Annotated in this window: 15 protein-coding genes; 9 read left to right on the top strand and 6 right to left on the bottom strand. The window is 74.5% G+C overall.

Going from position 1 to position 18,929, the window contains the following annotated elements; genetic code table 11:
- The first annotated feature begins 50 nt into the window (after positions 1–50).
- Positions 51–1,007 carry an NUDIX hydrolase gene (locus tag I6A81_RS24800; RefSeq protein WP_203001346.1) on the top strand — a complete coding sequence of 319 codons (957 nt, stop codon included), beginning with the start codon at positions 51–53 and terminating at the stop codon, positions 1,005–1,007.
- 223 nt (positions 1,008–1,230) lie between these two features.
- On the opposite strand, the gene I6A81_RS24795 is transcribed toward I6A81_RS24800, so the two are convergent.
- The 5 genes from I6A81_RS24795 to I6A81_RS24775 form a co-directional block, all read right to left on the bottom strand.
- The gene (locus I6A81_RS24795) at positions 1,231–2,334 is read right to left on the bottom strand and encodes a hypothetical protein (protein WP_307874889.1); all 1,104 of its coding nucleotides are present in this window, start codon (positions 2,332–2,334) and stop codon (positions 1,231–1,233) included.
- A gap of 22 nt (positions 2,335–2,356) precedes the next feature.
- A complete protein-coding gene (locus I6A81_RS24790; protein ID WP_238428543.1) occupies positions 2,357–3,811 on the bottom strand; it encodes a glycosyltransferase family protein in 1,455 nt (484 codons plus the stop codon).
- Positions 3,811–4,965 (bottom strand): NAD-dependent epimerase/dehydratase family protein, encoded by a 1,155-nt coding sequence (locus I6A81_RS24785; RefSeq protein WP_203001344.1) that lies wholly within the window; start codon positions 4,963–4,965, stop codon positions 3,811–3,813. The genes I6A81_RS24790 and I6A81_RS24785 overlap by 1 nt, the downstream gene beginning before the upstream one ends.
- A 501-nt stretch (positions 4,966–5,466) precedes the next feature.
- On the bottom strand, positions 5,467–6,597 hold the full coding sequence (locus I6A81_RS24780) for a DegT/DnrJ/EryC1/StrS family aminotransferase (RefSeq protein ID WP_203001342.1): 1,131 nt from the start codon (positions 6,595–6,597) through the stop codon (positions 5,467–5,469).
- A 312-nt stretch (positions 6,598–6,909) separates the two neighbouring features.
- Positions 6,910–7,242 carry a hypothetical protein gene (locus I6A81_RS24775; RefSeq protein WP_203001340.1) on the bottom strand — a complete coding sequence of 111 codons (333 nt, stop codon included), beginning with the start codon at positions 7,240–7,242 and terminating at the stop codon, positions 6,910–6,912.
- Between the two features lie 227 nt (positions 7,243–7,469).
- On the opposite strand from I6A81_RS24775, the gene I6A81_RS24770 reads away from it, so the two are divergent.
- From I6A81_RS24770 to I6A81_RS24735, 8 genes are all read left to right on the top strand, one after another.
- Positions 7,470–7,880 carry an antibiotic biosynthesis monooxygenase gene (locus I6A81_RS24770; protein WP_203001338.1) on the top strand — a complete coding sequence of 137 codons (411 nt, stop codon included), beginning with the start codon at positions 7,470–7,472 and terminating at the stop codon, positions 7,878–7,880.
- Positions 7,881–8,337: 457 nt separating this feature from the next.
- On the top strand, positions 8,338–9,210 hold the full coding sequence (locus tag I6A81_RS24765) for an amidohydrolase family protein (RefSeq protein ID WP_203001336.1): 873 nt from the start codon (positions 8,338–8,340) through the stop codon (positions 9,208–9,210).
- A gap of 247 nt (positions 9,211–9,457) precedes the next feature.
- The gene (locus I6A81_RS24760) at positions 9,458–9,967 is read left to right on the top strand and encodes an MSMEG_0572/Sll0783 family nitrogen starvation response protein (protein WP_203001334.1); all 510 of its coding nucleotides are present in this window, start codon (positions 9,458–9,460) and stop codon (positions 9,965–9,967) included.
- A 104-nt stretch (positions 9,968–10,071) separates the two neighbouring features.
- The gene (locus I6A81_RS24755; RefSeq protein WP_407661371.1) at positions 10,072–11,181 is read left to right on the top strand and encodes an MSMEG_0568 family radical SAM protein; all 1,110 of its coding nucleotides are present in this window, start codon (positions 10,072–10,074) and stop codon (positions 11,179–11,181) included.
- A 3-nt stretch (positions 11,182–11,184) separates the two neighbouring features.
- A complete protein-coding gene (locus I6A81_RS24750) occupies positions 11,185–12,906 on the top strand; it encodes an MSMEG_0567/sll0787 family protein (RefSeq protein ID WP_238428542.1) in 1,722 nt (573 codons plus the stop codon).
- Between the two features lie 43 nt (positions 12,907–12,949).
- Positions 12,950–13,858, top strand: coding sequence for a carbon-nitrogen hydrolase family protein (locus tag I6A81_RS24745; RefSeq protein WP_203001332.1), 909 nt, complete (start codon positions 12,950–12,952; stop codon positions 13,856–13,858).
- Positions 13,859–13,955: 97 nt separating this feature from the next.
- A complete protein-coding gene (locus I6A81_RS24740) occupies positions 13,956–15,560 on the top strand; it encodes an FAD-dependent monooxygenase (protein WP_203001330.1) in 1,605 nt (534 codons plus the stop codon).
- Positions 15,561–15,589: 29 nt separating this feature from the next.
- Positions 15,590–16,810 carry an MSMEG_0565 family glycosyltransferase gene (locus tag I6A81_RS24735; RefSeq protein WP_203001406.1) on the top strand — a complete coding sequence of 407 codons (1,221 nt, stop codon included), beginning with the start codon at positions 15,590–15,592 and terminating at the stop codon, positions 16,808–16,810.
- On the opposite strand, the gene I6A81_RS24730 is transcribed toward I6A81_RS24735, so the two are convergent.
- Positions 16,765–18,087, bottom strand: a complete 1,323-nt coding sequence (locus I6A81_RS24730) for an acyltransferase family protein (RefSeq protein WP_203001328.1) — start codon at positions 18,085–18,087, stop codon at positions 16,765–16,767. The genes I6A81_RS24735 and I6A81_RS24730 overlap by 46 nt on opposite strands.
- Positions 18,088–18,929 lie beyond the last annotated feature (842 nt).

Below are 18,929 nucleotides of genomic sequence, written 5' to 3'. Positions count from 1 at the left end.
GGTTCGTCCGTTTTCGTCAAGATGACGAGATAGACGTTAGGGTGACAGTCATGAGCTCGGAGCCCTCGCCGGCCCCGGAACCCCCGCCGGCCCTGGTCGCGCTCGCCGTGGACCTCGTGGCACTCACGCTGCGGCCGGCCGCGGGCACGCCCGCCGGTGAGCCGGTCGACCAGGACACGCTGCACGTGCTCCTGGTCCAGCGGGCCTACCCGCCGTTCGCGGGGCGCTGGGCGCTGCCAGGGGGGTTCGTGGGCCCGGACGAGGGGCTGCGCGACGCGGCCACCCGCGAGCTCGCCGAGGAGACCGGCGTGCGCCGGCTACCCGGCCACCTCGAGCAGCTCGCGACCTACGGCGACCCGGGGCGCGACCCACGCGGCCGGGTCGTCTCGGTGGCGTTCCTCGCGCTCGCGCCCGGCCTGCCCGACCCGGTGGCCGGCTCGGACGCGGCCTCCAGCCGTTGGGTACCGGTCCGCTCCCTGCTCGCCCCGAGCGGCGACCGGGTCCCTCTCGGATCGGAGGCCCCTCCCGGATCCGAGGTCCCCGCTGGAGCCGGGGTCCCCGCCAGATCCGAGGACCCCGCCACGGCGGCGGGGCCGATCCGGCGCGTCGACGGCGCGGACGAGCGGGCGCTGGCATTCGACCACCTGGCGATCCTGCGGGACGGCGTCGAGCGAGCCCGCTCGAAGATCGAGTACAGCCCGGCGGCGACCGCCTTCTGCCCGCCGGAGTTCACCGTCGGCCAGCTTCGCCGGGTCTACGAGACCGTCTGGGACACCAGGCTCGACCCACGCAACTTCCACCGCAAGGTCACGTCGGCCGCCGGCTTCCTCGTGCCGACGGGCAGGACCAGCCGCCGCGACGGCGGGCGGCCCGCCGAGCTGTTCCGCCGCGGCCCCGCCACCCTCCTGCATCCGGCCATGCTGCGCCCCACGGCCCCGCCGCCCGCGCGCGGCCAGGATGGGGCTGGAGGCGCCGGCGGGCCCGGGAAGATCCCAGACTCGCCGTGATCCGCGTGAACCGGCCGGGAGGACACGGCGATGGACGGCCGGGCGCCCGGGCGATCGGGGGGTGAACCCGGGCGGCCGGCCTGTACTGTTGATAACAGTCAGCTCACAACTGGTCACGCTTCGCTCGCCGGCATTCCATCTGCGCGACCGAGAGCCCCGCGACGCGGCGTATGCGCCCAATGTCTGATCACGGACAGTACGCGCCGGATACTCCCGACCTCGTTCAGGCCGGTGGATCGGCTCCCCGCTCGCCGGGCCTCGACACGGGCTGGCGCCGCGCCGGCTCGCCGCCCGGCGGCGGCCGCGAACGCTCCGGCGCGCCCCTCAGCGCCCGGTCGCCGAACCCGGCCGCCTCCGGTCCCGAGCCGGCTGAACCGGCGGAACCGGCGGAGCCGGCTGAACCCTGGGCCGGGGCCGACTCGCTCGCCTCGACAGCGGCCGCGCGGTCGCGGGCCAGCCCCGCGATGCCGGCGGCGACGCACAGCAGCGCGGCGACGAACGCGACGAAATGTCCCCCGACGGGCGCCGGCTCGTCGAACAGGGTCAGCCCGAGCACCGCCGGCAGGAAGGCGGAGACGCCACTCGTCACCGGGAAGGCGACGACGGCCGCCTTGCCCTGCAGCCCACGCTGCTCCAGGCCGATCGCCAGCACCGAGAAGACGATCAGCAGATACGGCGCCGGAGTCCGCAGCAGGTCGAGCAGGTAGGTGCCCAGGAAGCCGCCGTCGACGCGGCGCTCGTCGAGCGCGAGCCCGAACTGGCGGGTGGCGAGCGTGGCGATCGCGTAGGCCACCCCGGCCGCCGCGCCGAACCCGAACGCGGCGGCCGCGACCCGCCGCCGTGCCGCGGCCCTGTTCGCCCCCACCGCCGTGAGCAGCGCGAAGACCAGTCCGGCCGACAGGAACAGCAGCAGCACCGTCGTACTCGCCGACGAGCCGACCTCCCCGTGCTCCTCGAAGGCGAAGGCGAGCAGGCCGATGCCGGCGACCATCACGCAGATCGCCGACGTGCCGAGGCGGCTGAGCCGCTCGCCCAGCGCCCGCCGGGCGAGCAGAGTGAAGACGATCATGTCAAGCGCCATCACCGGCCCGACCATCGCGACCGGCGCCACCGACAGGGCGTACACCTCCAGCACGAAGGCCACCATCTCGACGGCGAGCCCGCACAGCCACAGCGGCCGGCGCGCGAGCCGGGCGACCAGCCCGAGCCCGAGCCCGCTGCCCGCCCGCTCGCGGCGGGCCGCCATCGCCTGGACGAGCGGCGCCACCCCGTACAGGGCCGCCGAGGCGACCGTCGCCGGCAGCCCGTACGCGAGGGCGTCGCTCACCGGCGCCCCGTCGACGCGGCCGTCACCGGCCGGGGGTCAGGCCGACCTGGGCCAGGGCCGCGCCGAAGGCGTGCTCCCACTCCCGCGGGCCGCGCGCGACCCGGCGGGTCGGCGGGTGCACCCGTTCCAGGGCCGCCAGCGCCGAACGGGTCAGCGAACGCGGGTCACCGCCGGCGACCTCGGCGCCGCCCTTCTCCAGCTCGCCCTGCAGGTTGTCCCTGCCATGGCCGGGCACCACGTCGAGCAGCAGCAGGTCGCGGCCGACGACCCGCGCCTCGCTGCAGGTGTCGCCGGAGGAGGTGACGACCAGGTCCGCGGCGGCCATGAGCTGCGGGATCCGGTCGGTGAAGCCGAACGGGATCACCCGGTGCTCGCGCTCGGCCAGCGCCGCGAGCCTGCGGGCGAGCTTCGCGTTGTGGCCGGCGACGGCGAACACCCACACCCCGGCCGTGGCCAGCGCCTCCGCCACCTCGACCAGCGGTCCGAGTCCCCAGGAGCCCGACATCAGCAGCACGCACCGCCCGTCCAGCGGGATGCCGAACGCGAGCCTGGCGTCCCGCTGGGTCGGTGGGTCGTAGAACGGCGCGCGCACCGGCGTCGGCACGACGGCGATCTCGGCCGACGGGTGGAACCGGCGCACGTAGCGCGCCGCCGTCCTCGACGTGACCAGGTAGAGGTCCGTGTTCTGGTGGACCCACAGCCGGTGGGGACAGACGTCGGTGCAGAACACGACCGTCACCAGCCCCGGGAAGTCGGCCTTGACCCGACTGGTCGCCGCGGCCCCGGTGGCGAAGATGGAGACCACCAGGCTGACCGGTTCGGTGGTCAGTTCGTCGCGCATCCTCGGCACCAGGAACCGGCTGGAAACGGCGTCGATGGCCGTGGCGATCCGTCCGCCGGTTCGGAGCTGGTTGAAGTGGAACGCGTCGTAGAGGCCCGGAACGCCCACCATCCCGCGAAACACTGCCTCCCCGAGTCGACCGCCGGGGCCACCGAGCATCCGCAGGCTGTCGAGCGTCCGTACTCGCATCTGGCGCGCTTCCAGTGACGTCGCGCATGCCTGCGCCATCACGTGGTGCCCCATGCCGAGCGAGCCGGTGAGGAGCAACGCGCCACCGCTCGGCCGGGGACGCGCGGTCGGAACCGCGAACCCGGCCGCGCCGGTGCCCGGACCAGTGCGCGGGCCCGTGCGCGGTCCGGTGCCACGGGCCCCGACCGGGTCGGGCATCGTCGGCACGTCCTGTGGCCGGAACGGAACGGTCGGGACCTGCGCCGGATCCGTGCCGGGCCGGGCGACGCCGGGCCGGGTGAGGCTCGGCCGGATGGTGGCGGGCAGCGCGACGCCGAACCCGTTGGCGCCGAACCCGTTGGCGCGGGAACCATGGGCGCGGGAATCATGGGGGCCAGAACCGTTGGCGCCGGCGCCAGTGGCCCCGGAACTGGTCGCGCCGGGCCGCTGCCCCGGCTCGCCGGCCATCACCGCTCCACCGAGGTCGCGGGGACGCCGCCCGACCGGGCGGGCGGGGCCTTCCGCCCGCCGCCCCGCCCGACTGCCCGCTCGTCAGGCGGCACGACCGGTGGCCGGTCCGCGGCGGACAGCGGCGCGGGCTCCACCCGCGGACCGCGGGGCGCGTTCCTGTCGGCGGCGCCGGCCTGGGCGGGCTCCCGGGCCAGATACCACTCCACGTACTGGCGGACGCCGTCGCGGAACGTCGTCGTCGGCCGCCAGCCGAGCAGCCGCGCGGCCCGGTCGGACGACACCTCCCTGCCCCGGTAGTCGCCTGGCCGGGCCGGCACGTGCTCGATCTCGATGTTCGGGAAGTGTGCGCGGACCGCCTCGGCCATCTCCAGCACGCTGACCCGCTCAGCGCCTTCCAGCGCGATTGTGGTGTTTTCCGCCTCGGGCGCCGACAAGGCCCGGACGTGCGCGTCGGCGAGGTCGCGGACGTAGACATACCGGCGGAACTGCCGTCCGTCGCCGGCGACGGTCAACGGCCTCCCGGCCAGCGCCCCGGCGACGAACCGCGCCAGCACCAGCTCATCGCGCATGCCAGGCCCGTAAGGAATTCCATAACGCAGGATCGTGAATGGCAGGCCGTAGGTCTCCCGATAGCTGTGCAGGAGGAGTTCGGCGGCCAGCTTGGTCGAGGTATAGACGTGTCCGGCCCTGTCGAGCCCGATGGGTGCGTCTTCGGTGAGTGCCTCACCCGGGCCACCCGGGCCGCCCGGACCGCCTGGGCCGCCCGGGCCGGATCCCGTCGCGCCGGACGGCTCGGGGACGGCGCCATAGACCCAGACGGTGCTCGCGAACAGGACCCGGCGGACGCCGGTGCGGCGCGCCGCCTCGCAGACGTTCCCGGTGCCCTCGACGTTGAGCCGCACGGTGCCCACCGGGTCGGCGAACGCGAAGTCGACGTTCGACATGCCGGCGATGTGGAACACCGCGTCGCACCCGCCGAAAGCGGCGACCAGGCCGTCGAGGTCGAGCACGTCCACGACCTGGTGGTCGGCACGCCGGTCCGCGCCGTTCACGTCCAGGTCGAGGGCGCGGACCTCGTGGCCGGCATCAAGAAGGCGATCAACGACGTGCGTGCCAATGAACCCGGAACCACCAGTAACCGCTACTCGCATGTCAGTTCTCCAAAGTGGGAGCAACCGCGGTCGCGACGGTCGGCCACGCCCGCCGGTCTCCTCCCGGATCGGCGACAGGTTCCCGCCGGATCGGCGACAGGGTCCCTGCCGGATCGGCGTAGTCGATCTGGCAGGTAAGCGATCCGGCGGTTCTGCCGGCAGGTCGGCGATCCGGGAGGTCGGGGCCCGCGGAGCTACGCGGAGGTGGTAGGGCCATGCCGCCCTCCGCCCGCGGGGGCAGCCCGGTGGGCGAAAGCCGCCGACGGCACACGACCGGACCGGGCGCCTCCTTCACCGGAGGCCCAGAACGTTTCTAGATGATTTCGTCGAAAAAGAGGAGAACGCGCCCTCCTTGGACCGACCGCGCGGGAACCTTCCGCGGAGAAAGTGCCGAAACACCGGGTTCTCCGGCCCGGGGGGGGGGGCCCCCCCCCCCCCCCCGCCCGGAGAACCGGTCACGCCAGTCGGCGCGGGACGGGCGGGGGCCCGCCGCGCCGGCTGTCAGCCGGCCAGGGTCAGGGTCCGCAACGAGGCGGACAGGGCGCCGAGCACGTGGTCGGCCTCGTCCGCGGTCATGTCCGAGTGCACCGGCAGGCAGATGTGCCGCGCGCAGAGGTCCTCGGCCACGGGCAGGGACCGGCTGGCGTGTTCCTCGAAGACCGGCTGCTGGTGCAGCGGTGCCTCGTAGACCTCCCCGGCCAGCCCGACGCCGTGCCGTTCCTTGAGCTCCTTGCGCAGCGAGAAACGGTCCACGCCGGGTCGCGGCAGCACGACGTACTTGTAGTAGTTGTTCACGTCTCCCGGTGGCACCTGGATGCGTTCCAGGCCGTCCATGTCGTCGATGGCGGCGTCGTACCGGGCAGCCACCTGGGCACGGCTCGCCAGGAACTCCGGGAGCCGACGAAGATGCACGAGACCGGTCGCCGCGTGCAGTTCGCTCATGCGCCAGGCGTACCCGTCGCGGATGTGCACGTTGCCGAGGAAGCCGGCCTTCCCCTGGTCCCGGTAGAGCACCGCCTCGTCCCGGACCCGCTCGTCGGCGGTGACGATCATTCCGCCCTCGCCACTGGTGACGACCTTCGTCGGGTACAGCGAGAACGCGCCGGCGACGCCGAACGACCCGGCGTGCCGGCCGGCCCGGGTGGACCCGTGCGCGTGCGCGGCGTCCTCGACGAGGACCAGCCCGCGCTCGGCGCACAGCGCCTGCACCTCGGCGATGTCGTCGGCGATGAGGCCGCCGATGTGCACGATGACGACGGCTCTGGTCTCGTCCGTCAGCGCCGCGGCGACCGTGGCCGCCGACAGCGCCAGCGTGCGCGGGTTGACGTCGGCGAAGACCGGCCGCCCGCCGGCCCGCAGCACGGCGAAGGCCGTCGCCGCGAAGGTGTTGGTCGGCAGCACCACGTCCGCGCCGGCGATTCCGGCGGCCCGCAGGCTGATCTCCAGCGCCGCCGTGCCGCTGTTCACCGCGACCGCGAACGGCGCGCCGTGAGCGCGCGCGAACGCGTCCTCGAACTCGCGGGTGTACGCCCCGAGCGTGAGCTGGCCGCTGGCCAGGATCTCCCGCGCCGCCGCCGCGATCTCGGCGCGGTCCGCCTCGGAGAAGACGACTCTCGCCGCTGGCACCTGCACCAGATCCCCCTGTCTTCCCGGTGGCGCCCGGTCCGTCCGAAACGACGGACCCCAGGCCTCCGGGCATTCCCCGGTCCCGCCCGATGTCTGGCGTCGATCAGGCAAGCGCTGCCGCCGGGGCTCGGGAGAGGCGTGGGCGCGGGCCACCGCGCGGGCCTGGCCGTCGTCGGCGGACCGTCGTCAGCGGACCACGGCCAAGCCCTCCGGCCGGCCCGCACGCCCCGACCCGTTCCGAACAATCAGGCTCACGATCGCCCCGCGCCGCCCCCGGCACCTTCGTCACCGTCACCGTCAGCCAGACGTTAACCGCTCTCAGCCAATCCGGCCCGCCGTATCCGGAGAACGAGATCCGGATAGATAACCAAAGGCCTGCGCGCCAAGGAATACAGTCCCTTCGGGACGGGCACCGCGCGCGAGCGGGCCCACGACCCGGCCCGCGCGGAAAAGCGGCAATTCCCACCAGAAACCGCGCTCCACCCGCCGCCCGGCGAACCACGGGCAACCAAAGCCCCGGCACGACCCCGACACCGATACTCGCCGCGACCCAGCGGACACGGTGAACGTGGTGAACGCGGTGAACGCGGTGAACGCGACGGACACGGTGAACGCGGTGAACCCGACGGACATGGTGAACGCGGTGGACACGAGCTGAAGGCCAGTGAGCGGGACGGCCGGCGCGGACCCGCCATATCGGGCCCACCGCCTCGCCGTAGCCGGTTGCTCCGGCGCCGGAGCGGTACCACCGTGGCCGGCCGCCTTCGGCTGGCCGGCGCGCGGGCTTGACCTGAAGCGAGGTTGAGCGTCGAGGCTCGCGACACCGCCCGCGTGGCGGCGGCAGGCCAAGCGGAACAGCCAGGTGACGGAGAAGGCGCATGGACGACAAGGGCTTCTATTCGATCATCGACTACGCGGTCGACGGTCCCGATTCGCAGCGAGAGCTGGTCGAGGCGTTCGCGGAGATCCAGCGGCGGTGGGTGAGCTTCTACCCGGGCTACCGCTCAGCCCGAATTTTCGCGAGCGTCGACGGAACTCGCGTGTACAACGTCGTGCACTGGGTGTCGGAGGCCGACTTCCGGCATTTCGAGCAGACCTCGGACACGGCGGGACGAGTCGCGGCGATCGAGGCCGCGGTCGCCGGGGTCCGTGGCTGGGCCAAGCCCCGCATGACGGGGGCGCCTCGCTTCAGGGTGGCACGGGAGGTCGGACCTGGCCCGCGGCCGGCCGGCGCCGCCGCCGCGCCGACCGGCCCGGCGCGCTCCGATCGCGCGGAGGACGCCGAGTGACGATCGGCGCGCGTTCTCGCTGACACTTCGGGCGCGCTGACACTTCGGGCGCGCCGGTCGGGGTGCATGTGGGAGCGGCCGAGCGAACGTGCTGGACGGCGCCGGGCTCGGAGCGGCCTCGCGGCTCCGAGACGGTCGCCGGGAGCCGCCCGGAAATGATGGACGCCCCGACGAATCCGAGCGACTCCTGTCGTACGGGGGGAACGCAGGAGGCGAGGTTCATCGGGGCGTGGCATCAGACTACGTCCCCCACTTGTCGACGGGGAGGGGACCAAGGGCCCTACTTCCGACCCTAGTTCGCAATGCAACTTCTACTCTCCGTTAATAGTTAACAACTCTTCGCCGCAACCCAACGTCGGGGCATCAGACAAACATCGAGAAAACGGGCACACGATGCCCGACTCGCCCAGGCGAGCCGAGGGCCGCCACCGTGCGCCGAACGTGTCGTCGCCGTTGCATGCCGGAAACGACGACATGTTTCACTGTCACCGTGCCGACGCGAGAAGTGCACGACGCGCACCGACATCTCGGCCTCCTGCCGGCCCATGGCTTCTATGGCGGCCCGCCGGTGGCACCCGACGTCTCCGCCCGCGCGACCATCGCCGAGCTCCGCGCCGACCTCGACCGGGAGGGCACCGCCCGGGCGTTGGTGATCCCCAACTACGGGGTTCCCGACGCGTCGGTCACCTTCGGGTTCAACGAGCTGTGCGTCGAGGCGGCCCAGGCCGACGACCGGATCCAGGCCGGGCTGTGGGTGTCACCCCGGCCCGCGGACGCCGAGCTCACCGAGAAGGCGCTCGCGCTCGCGGACGAGCCGGGTGTCGCCGCCCTGAAGCTGAGTTTCCTGCTGGGCGGGCGCGCCGACGCCGCCGAGTGCGCGCCCCAGCTCGACGCGATCTTCACCGCGGCCGCCGCGCACGACCTGGTGGTGCATGTGCACACCTCCCCTGGCGGCTCGTCCGACATCGACGTCATAGGGCAGCTCGTCGAGCGCTACGCGGACGACGTCCGGATTCACCTCGTTCACCTGGGCGGCGGCGTGAGCGGGCACATCAAGCTGATCGGCGGCCGGTTCTTCGACTGGGTCGCGGCCGGGAAGCGGGTCTACACGGACACCAGCTGGGCGGTCGGATTCGCGCCCCGCTGGCTCGCGGCCGAGATCGAGCGGCGCGGCGCCGGGCACGACCGGGTGCTGTTCGCCAGCGACGAGCCGTGGGGGGACCACCCCGGCGAGCTCGCCCGGCTGGCGGCGGCGGTCGGCGACGGCGAGCTCGCCCGCCACGTCTTCGCCGACAACTTCGACGCCCTCTACGGATCCCGCGCGCCCTGACCGGCCGCCGCCGTCGCCGGGCCGAATCCCCCCAGCTCCCCGGATCGGGGGGCTCGCGGGCCCGACGGATCGAGCGGCGGGCCGACAGCGGGACCACAGACCAACGGGCCGCGCCCGCTCACAGTGGATGACGACGCCAGCCCGAACAGACCGACCCAGACCGACCGAGAACGCGCCAAGGAAGTCCTCTCGGCGGCGCGGACCACAACAGCGCCAGACCCCCGACGAGAAAGGAAGTTGTCCTCCCATGGAGCTGACCGAGCTGGAGCAGCAGAGCCTGGCCGAGGTTCCCCACCCCTCGCTGCCGCCCGGGAGCAACCTGTACGGCTCGACGAAGATCTTCCCTGACTACCAGGCCGAGAACGGCGAGAGCTACCTGACCCTGATCCACGGCATCGCGCACGAGTCGTCGGTCAGCTTCGTGGCGATCCTGCAGGCCACCCGGGCGCTGCGGAAGGGCTTCGAGTCGGTCATCTACTTCTACGGGCCGGGCGCGATGAACGCGATGGCCACCCGCGGGTTCCCGCACACGGGGGACTCCGCGTTCGCCGGTGAGCACAACATCAACAACCAGATCGAGACCTTCGTCAAGGAGGGCGGGAAGGTCTACGTCTGCCGCTTCGGCCTGTCCCTGCACGGCCTGCGCGAGGAGGACCTGATCGAGGGGGTCATCCCCGCCCACCCGCTGGACATCCAGGACTGTGTGATCCACTACGCACGCAAGGGCGCGATCATCAACTCGACCTACATGTTCTGATGGCGCCGCCACCCGCCCCCTCCGAGGTGGCCACCGCCACGGCCGAGACCGGTCCGCCCACCGGCGCCGGCACCGGTCCCGGACCCGTCCGTCCGGCCAGGCCCGTGGCCAGCGCGCGCGTCGCGCCCAGCCCGAGCCCAGGTCCGGGTGCTGACGCGGCGCCGGGCCTGGACACGAGGATCGGGCTCGCCGTCCACGGCGTCCGGCTCACCGCCCCGGTGAGCCGGACCGCCGGAGCCGGCCCGACCGACGACGGGCACGTCGTGCTCTCCGGCCGGGGCGTCGCCCTGCCGATCGTCGCGACCAGCCGGTACGAGGTCAGCGGCGGGCGGCTGCTCCACGACGGCACCGACCTGGGCATCGTCGTCGAGCCGGTGCGCCGGCCGCGCTTCTACGACCTGGCCACCGCCGACGGCATCCCCTACGAGAAGATCGCCCGGCTGCACGGCCGGGACGTGCTCGCGACCACCGTCCTGCAGACCTGCGTGCGCTACCAGGAGCCGGACCGATGCCGGTTCTGCGCGATCGAGGAGTCGCTGCGGTCCGGGGCCACCACCCGGTTGAAGACCCCGGAGCAGCTGGCCGAGGTCGCCGAGGCCGCGGTCCGGCTCGACGGGGTGCGCCAGATGGTGATGACGACGGGCAGCACCGCCGCGCCCGACCGCGGCGCCCGGCTGCTCGCCGAGGCGGTCCGGGCCGTGCTCGCCGCCGTGCCCGGCCTGCCGATCCAGGTCCAGTGCGAGCCGCCGGGTGACCTCGGCGCGATCGCCGAGCTGCGTTCCGCCGGCGCCAGCGCGATCGGGATCCACGTCGAGTCGCTCGACGACGCGGTCCGGGCCCGTTGGACGCCGGGGAAGGCGACCGTCCCGCTGGCCGCCTATGAGGCGGCGTGGGCGGAGGCGGTCCGCGTCTTCGGCCGTAACCGGGTGTCGACGTACCTGCTCGTCGGCCTCGGGGAGGACCCGGACGAGCTGGTCGCCGGCGCCCAGCGGCTGCTCGACATGGGCGTCTACCCGTTCGTCGTCCCGTTCCGCCCGCTGGCCGGCACGCTCGCGGCCCGCGACGGCGCCACGGCGCCGGACGCGGCGGTCGTCGCCGACGTGACCCGTCGGGTCGCGGCCGCGCTGCGCGCGGCCGGGATGCGCGGGGCCGACCAGGGCGCCGGCTGCGCCGCGTGCGGCGCCTGCTCGGCACTGCCCGAGGCGGGAGGCTGAGAGATGACGGCCAGGTGCGGATGCGGCTGCCAGGCGTTCGGAGCCATCCGGGGCGAGCGGCCCAGGCCGGCGCCGACGGTCCTGACGATCGGCCCGTCCCCGGCAGGGACGCGGCGGGTCGCCACCGCCAGCCTGAACACGACCGCCAGCCTGGGCACGACCGCCAGCCTGGGCACGACCACCGGCCTGGGCACGACCGCCGGCGCGCCAGGGCGGAGCGAGACGGCGCCGCGAACGCCGCCCGCCGGGGGCTCCGGGCCGGCGCTGCTCACCGCCAACCCGTATCCCGTCGCCACGCCCCGACCGGTGGACACCCTCGCGGTCTGGGGTGACCCGGGCACGCTGCGCCGCCGGCCGCCCTACCTGATCGAGCAGGCCACCGACGAGGACTCGCTCGCCGCCTACCGGCGGCTGCGCCGGGCGGTGTTCGTCGACGAGCAGGGCCTGTTCGCCGACAGGCCGGCCGGCGACCTCGACGAGACCGACGAGGACCCGCGCACGGTCGTGCTGGTGGCCCGCGAGATCGACGGCCCCCGGCCGGGCCGGGTGATCGGCGGGGTTCGGCTCGGCCCGTCGGCGGCCTGGCGCGGCCCGGACATCGGCTGGTGGCACGGTGGGCGCCTCGTGGTCGACGCGGCCGCCCGCGCCCGCTTCTCCGGCGTCGGCGGCGCGCTGGTGCGGGCCGCGTGCGCGCACGCCGAGGCCGTCGGCGCGCTGCGGTTCGACGCGACGGTGCAACCGGACCGCGAGCGGTTCTTCGGCCGGCTCGGCTGGATGACCGTCGGCCCGACCATCGTGAACGGCGCGCCGCACGTGCTGATGCGCTGGCCGATCGACCGCGTGGCGATGCTCGTCGCCACCACCAAGGCGCCGCTGGGCGGGCTGCTGCACGGGCTGCGCCCGGGCGGCGCCGGGTTCGTCGGCGACGACGGCGCGCCGGTGCCGGACACCAACCTGGTCGCGGCCTGCGACGCGATCCTGCCGGCGATGGTCGACAGGGACCCGTTCTGGGCCGGCTGGTGCGGTGTGCTGGTCAACCTCAACGACCTCGCCGCGATGGGCGCCCGGCCGCTCGGCGTGCTCGACGCCGTGGCCGGGCCGACGGCGTCCCGGGTCAGCCGCGCGCTCGGCGGGCTGCGGGCGGCCAGCGAGCGCTTCGGCGTGCCGATCCTCGGCGGCCACACCCAGCTGGGCGTCGCCTCGTCGCTCGCCGTCACCGCCGTCGGCCGCGCCGAAGTCCCGATCCGGTCCGGCGCGGGCCTGCCGGGGCACGCCGTCACCCTGACCGCCGACCTGACCGGGCGCTGGCGGCCCGGCTACGCCGGCCGGCAGTGGGATTCGACGTCGAGCCGGCGCACCGCCGAGCTGCGCGGGATGCTCACGCTGGTGGGACGCCATCGGCCGGTGGCCGCCAAGGACGTCAGCATGGCCGGCATCGTCGGCACGCTGGGCATGCTCGCCGAGTCCAGCGGCTGCGCGGCCGAACTCGAGGTCGCGGCGGTGCCGCGGCCGACCGGGGTGGCGATGGGCGACTGGCTCACCTGCTTCCCCGGCTTCGCGATGGTGACCGCGGACGTCGACGACCGGCCGATGCCCGCGAGCTCGGCGGCGGTCTCGGCCCGTTGCGGCCGGTTGCGGCCGGGCAGCGGCGTGTCCCTGCTGTGGCCGGACGGCCTGCGCACCTCGGCGCTCGGCGGCCACGTCACCGGGATGGGAACGGCATGACGCCCCGGTCGCCGGGCGGGGCGAACCGGCAGGGGGAACCTCGATGAATGTCGTCACCTTCGCCGCCGTGTCGGACCTGTTCGGCCGCGACCTGGACGAGTGCCTGGGCAAGGTCGCCCGGCACATCGAGGCGGCCAGGGCGCGCGGCGCCCAGCTGCTGGCGCTGCCGGAGGCGACGCTGGGTGGCTACCTGAGCACGCTGTCGCCGGCGGACGACCCGGGAACCATGAGCGACACGCCGCTGCTCGACCCGGACGGCCCCGAGATCGCCCGGCTCGTCGAGCTCGCCGGTGACATGGTCGTCTGCATCGGCTACTCCGAACGCGACGGCTGTCATCGGTACAACAGCGCGGTGTGCGTCGGCGCCGGCGAGGTGCTCGGCCGGCACCGCAAGGTGCACCTGCCGCTGTCCGAAGGCTCCTCGTACGACGCCGGAACCCGGTTCACGGCCTTCGACACTCCGGTCGGCCGCATCGGGATGCTGATCTGCTACGACAAGACGTTCCCGGAGTCGGCCCGCACCCTCGCCATCGCCGGCGCCGAGGTCGTCGTGTGCCTGTCGGCCTGGCCGATGTCGCGCACCAACCCCGCCGCGGACCTCGCCGCGGACCGCTGGCGCTACCGGTTCGACGTCTATGACGAGGTACGCGCCCTGGAGAACCAGGTGGTCTGGGTGTCGGCGAACCAGGTCGGCGTGTTCGGGTCGCTGACCTTCGTCGGCAACTCGAAGGTCGTGCACCCCAACGGCACGCTGCTCGGGGCGACCGGCAGCGACCCCGGCATGGCCGTCGCCCAGGTGGACGTCGACGACGCGCTGCGGGTCGCGCGCCGCGGCATGAACCACCTGCGCGACCGGCGCCCCGACGCCTACGACTCGCAGTGCCTGCTCGCCGGGGAGCCGATCATCCGGCAACCGCGCGGGGACGCGCGCGTCCCGCAGGGCGCCGGCTGACCGGCTCCCGCCCAGGCCGGCCCACCCGGGCCACGATGTCCGCGGACGACCACGGCCGGCGAGCGCCGGCGCGGCCAGCAGGGAGACGATGTCCGTCATGTCGCGACCAGCCGCCGAACGCGTCGTGGTCGTCGGCGCCGGCGCCGCCGGCCTGCTGGCCGCCGTGCTGCTCGCCCGCGCCGGGCGCCGGGTGCTGGTCGTGGACCGCGACCCGGCGGCGGCCGATCCGCCCGCGGCCCCGGCCGAGCCACGCGCGGGCGTGCCCCAGGCCCGCCATTCGCACGCCTTCCTGGCCCGGTTCCGCGGGCTGCTCGCGGCGCGGGCGCCGGACCTGCTCGACGCGCTGCTCGCGGCCGGCGCGCGCGAGATCCGGCTGACCGAGACGGCGCCGCCCCAGATCCGCGCCGGTCTCGCCGCCGCCCGGGCCGACGGCGCCGGCCCGGTGCCCCGCTGGGCCTCCGGGGACCCGGCCGAGCTCGTCGTGCTCGGCGCCCGGCGCGCCCTCGTCGACGCGGTGCTGCGCGCCGCGGCGCTCGCCGAGCCCGGCGTGACGCTGCGCGCCGGGCTCGGGGTCACCGCGTTCGTGACGGCGCCCGGCGGCGCGGCCGGCCCGGCGGGAGCGGGCCAGGTGCCGTGGGTGCGCGGCGTCCGCCTCGACGACGGCTCCACCGTCGAGGCCGACCTGGTCGTCGACGCGGGCGGCCGGCGCTCGCCGATGCGCGAACTGCTCGCGGCGGCCGGGGCGCCGCCGCCGCCGGAGCTCGCCGTGCCCTGCGGGATCACCTACTACTCCCGGTTCTACGCCCGCGCCGGGGACCGGGCGCTCGCCACCGCGCTCAACCGGGGCCACACCGTCGGCGCGTCCTTCGACCGGTACTCCTGCCTGGTCTTCCCGGCCGACAACGACACGTTCTCGGTGACCTTCGGCGTCCTGCCGGAGGACGCCGAGCTGCGGGTGCTCCGCCACGACGCCGCGTTCGACGCCGCGGTCCGCTCGATCGACCCCGTGGCGCGATGGCTGGAGGACGGGCCGGCCGGCCCGGTCACGCCGCTGGGTCCCGTCGCCGCGATGGCCGGGCTGAGCAACCGGTTCCGGCCGTGGGTGACCGACGGGCGGCCGGCGGCGCTCGGCGCGCTGTCCATCGGCGACGCCGCGCTGATCACCAACCCGGCGCACACCCGCGGCACGACGCTCGCCGCGCTGGCCGCCGCCTGGCTGGTGGACGCCGTCACCGCGACGGACGACCCGGGCGAGCGAGCGCTGCGCCTCGACTCCACGCTGCGGGCCGAGGGGCTGCCCTGGCTGCGCGACTCGTGCGAGCAGGACGCCGCCCGGCTGGCCCGCTGGCGCCCGGCCGAGCCCGAGCCCGCGCCCTCGGCCCCGCCCGCGCCGACGTCGTCCGCGCCGGCGCCGCGGGCCGCCGACGCCGCGAGCCGGGAGCGGGTGACCAACGGCGAGGCGTTCCTCGCCTCGGGGCGCGACCCGCTCGTCTGGCACGCGTTCACCCGGCTGCAGAACCTGCTGGCGACGCCGGCGGACCTGCTCGCGGACCCGGCGTTCGTCGCCCGGGTGCGCGCGGTCCAGGCGTCCGGCTGGCGTCCCGACCCGGTGCCCGGCCCGAGCCGCGACGAGTTGCTGGCGACCGCGCACGCGGCGCTCGCCCCGGCCGGCGGCGCCCCGGCGGTCGGCCCGGCGCGGTGAGCGGCTCCTGGAACGGCGCGGCGCGCCCGCTGCGGATCGCGCTGCTGACGTACTCGACCAAGGCTCGTGGCGGGGTGGTCGCCTCGCTGTGCCTGGCCGAGGCGCTCGCCCGCTCCGGTCATCGGGTGGACGTGTGGACACTCGCCCGCGGCGGCGACGCCGGCTTCTTCCGGCCGGTCGACCCGGCGGTGAACGTCCGCGCCGTGCCGTTTCCCGACCGCGAGGGCGAGACGGTCGGACAGCGGGTACTGCGCTCGATCGACACGCTCGGCGCCGCCTTCCGCGCCCACACCGCCGTCGGGCCGCGCGGCCACGACAGCGCCCGCCACGACCTCGACGACCACGACCACGACCACGCCGGCGTCTACGACATCGTGCACGCGCAGGACTGCATCAGCGCCAACGCGGTCCCCGAGTGCGTGCGCACCGTCCACCATCTGGACACCTTCACCACCCCGGAGCTGGTCGCCTGCCACGAGCGGGCGCTGCGCCGGCCGTACGCGCACGTCTGCGTGTCGGCGGCGGTCGCCGCCGAGTTGGCCGCGGGCTGGGGCATCACCGCCGCGGTGATCCCGAACGGGGTCGAGGCGGACCGGTTCGCCACCGCGGCGAGCCAGCAGCCCGCCGCCGTCGCGACCCGCGCTGCCTGGCGCCACCGGTTCGGCCGCTACGTCCTCGCCGTCGGCGGGATCGAGCCGCGTAAGGGCACCCTCGACCTCGTCGAGGCGATGGCCCTGCTTCGCGACCGCGCCACGGCCGACGCGTCCGAGAGGACGACGGGCAGCGCGCCGGCGCTGGTCATCGCGGGCGGGGAGACGCTGTTCGACTACCGCGACTATCGTGCCCGAGTGCTGGTCCGGGCGGCCGAGCTCGGCGTCGAGCCGGTGCTGCTCGGCCCGGTGGCCCACACCGACCTGCCAGGGCTGGTCGCCGCCGCCGACGCCTTCGCGTTCCCGTCAGTAAAGGAAGGCTTCGGGCTGGCGGCGATGGAGGCACTGGCCGCCGGCGTGCCGGTGGTGACCAGGGACCTACCCGTGCTGCGCGAGGTCTTCGGCGGCGCTGCCCGCTTCGCCGCCACCCCGGCCGAGCTCGCCGCCGAGCTGGCCAGCGCGCTCGCGACCCCGGACCCGGCGCCGCGGGCCGCCGGCGCCGCCCTCGCCGCCCGCCACAGCTGGGACGCTGCCGCCGCCGCCCACCTGCGCCTCTACACCCGGCTGCTGTCCACCGCCCCGCGCGCCCCGGCCGGCTGACCGGCGTCGCCCGCGGCCGTGTCCGACGCCGGTGACCTCGGCGCGGGGATGGCGACCTCGGCTGGCTGACCGGCCGCGTCGCGCGCCCACCGACGCGGCGTCCAGTTCTTCAGCCGCATCGCCGGCCGTTCGACGAGGAACCAGCTGGCAGCGGCGCAGGCGAACGTACCGGCCACTGTGACAACGAAGTAGACGACCAGGCCGTGGTGGTGCACCCCGTAGACCGCGGCGAGTTGCTGCACCGGGAAGCCGTAGATGTAGGCGCCGTATGACAGGTCGCGCCTGGCGCCGATCCGCTGGCAGGGCAGGTGGACCGCCAGCCAGATGCACAGGTAGGCCAGCGGCGGGCCGATCAGCGCCTCCGGCCAGGTGACGAGGATCGCGCCGACGACCACGACGACCGCGCACGCGGCGGCGACCGGCGTCGACAGCCGGATCCGGTCCCGGTAGAGGTAGAGCACGGACCCGAACAGGAACAGCGGCAGCAGGCGCAGCGCCACGTGGCCGGTGGGGCTGCCGAGCAGCGGCACCGTCGCGTCCAGCCCGAGCGACTGCACGCACCGGGCCAGCCAGGCGACGACCGCCGCCACCAGCACGAGCCGCCGGCGGCGCTGCACGATCCCCAACATCCCGAGCACCGCGACGCCGAGGTAGAGCACGAACTCCCAGGAAAGGCTCCACAGCGAGCCGTTCCACGAGACCGGCCATCCGCCGTCCGACGAGTAGGGCACGTCGGCGGGCGTGCCCGCGATGTCGTAGAACCGCGGGTGCAGGGCGAGGTTCTGCCAGACATAGTCGAACGGGCCGTGCGGGTCGGCGCGCAGGTAGCCCGACAGCGTCCCCCCGTTGTGCAGCCAGGCGATCGGCGCGATCACCGCGGCGATCACGACGAGGCAGACCCAGTAGCCGGGCAGAATGCGCAGGCAGCGGTACCAGATGTACCGCCCGCCGGAACGCGCCCGGATCCGGCTGGCGGTGATGAGAAATCCGCTGATGACGAAGAAGCCGTCGACTGCGACCCCGCCCGGCTCGTGCCCGACGTCGACGGAGCCGAAGCCGCCCGTTGCCCACCCGTGCACCGCGATCACCACGAGGCAGAAGGCGAGCCGCAGGAAGTTGAGGTTGTTGTGCCGCGGGTCGAATACCGCGTCGATGGTCGGCGCGCCCCGCGCCGAGCGGCTGTGCCGGCCACGACTTCGCGCGACGCCACCGCCCTGACGGCCACCACCGCGTGGGCTCTGACGGCGGGGTCCGGTGCTGGCGCGACTCGTCGCCACGCCTTTCTCGTCCGCCGCCGACGGTAGGCCCGTCACGCCGTCCGATGCCCGTTCGCTCACCGCGCCACGAGTCCGCTCCGTCGCCGCGCTCGCCGCGGCCTCGTCCGTCGGCCGTGACCTCCGCTCGCCTGCTCCTATGCCCACGGTCCCCCCCGCCGGAGTCCAGGGCCTGGTCGAGACCGGCGCAGGCGCCTCCACCCAAAAATCATGCGACTTAGAGTACACATGAAGCTACTGTCTGCTCTCGAAGGATGGTCGCGCCGCGCCGGGCGGCGGGTGCTCGACCGGCGACCACTTCGCCCCCTCCGAACGCACCCTGTGCCGCGTTACTCGTCAGGCCAACTCCCTCGAGTTCACCGTTCGCTTCGGCCCCGCCGGGGCCGTCTCGTCGCCGGACTCCTCGCGCCGCGCCCTGGCCGATCCGGACGGATTTACGCCACCAGGCCCGAATGTCGCCGCACGCCGCGCCTCGCGATCCTCTCGCGCCTTCCAGGCTGGCACGGGCCGCCGGGTAATAATCCGCCTGTCACTGACTCCTTGCTTTGGAGCCGACCAGAGGCCGATGTCGTGCGTCATAACGCGGCGTTCGACGAACGGAGCACGATGCACAGCATCTTGCCGACGACCCGGAACCTCCGGGCAGACAAGACAATCCGTGGCGACATCCGGCGCGCAGTACCGGACGTCGCCTATGTCGACAACATATTTCCCGGCCTCGCGGACGGATCAACCGCGGACGGATCAACTCCTGGAAAAAGGACCAAAGGGGTCCGGCGGGGGGACTCATGACGACGGGTGGCTTGTCCACGGAGCCGGTTGGCGTGGCCGTGGTGGGTGCCGGC

The sequence above is a fragment of the Frankia nepalensis genome (genome assembly GCF_016786325.1).
GTDB lineage: Bacteria > Actinomycetota > Actinomycetes > Frankiales > Frankiaceae > Pseudofrankia > Pseudofrankia nepalensis.
Note: the sequence above shows the minus strand (reverse complement) of the source record. Positions and strands in the feature narration are given on the sequence as shown.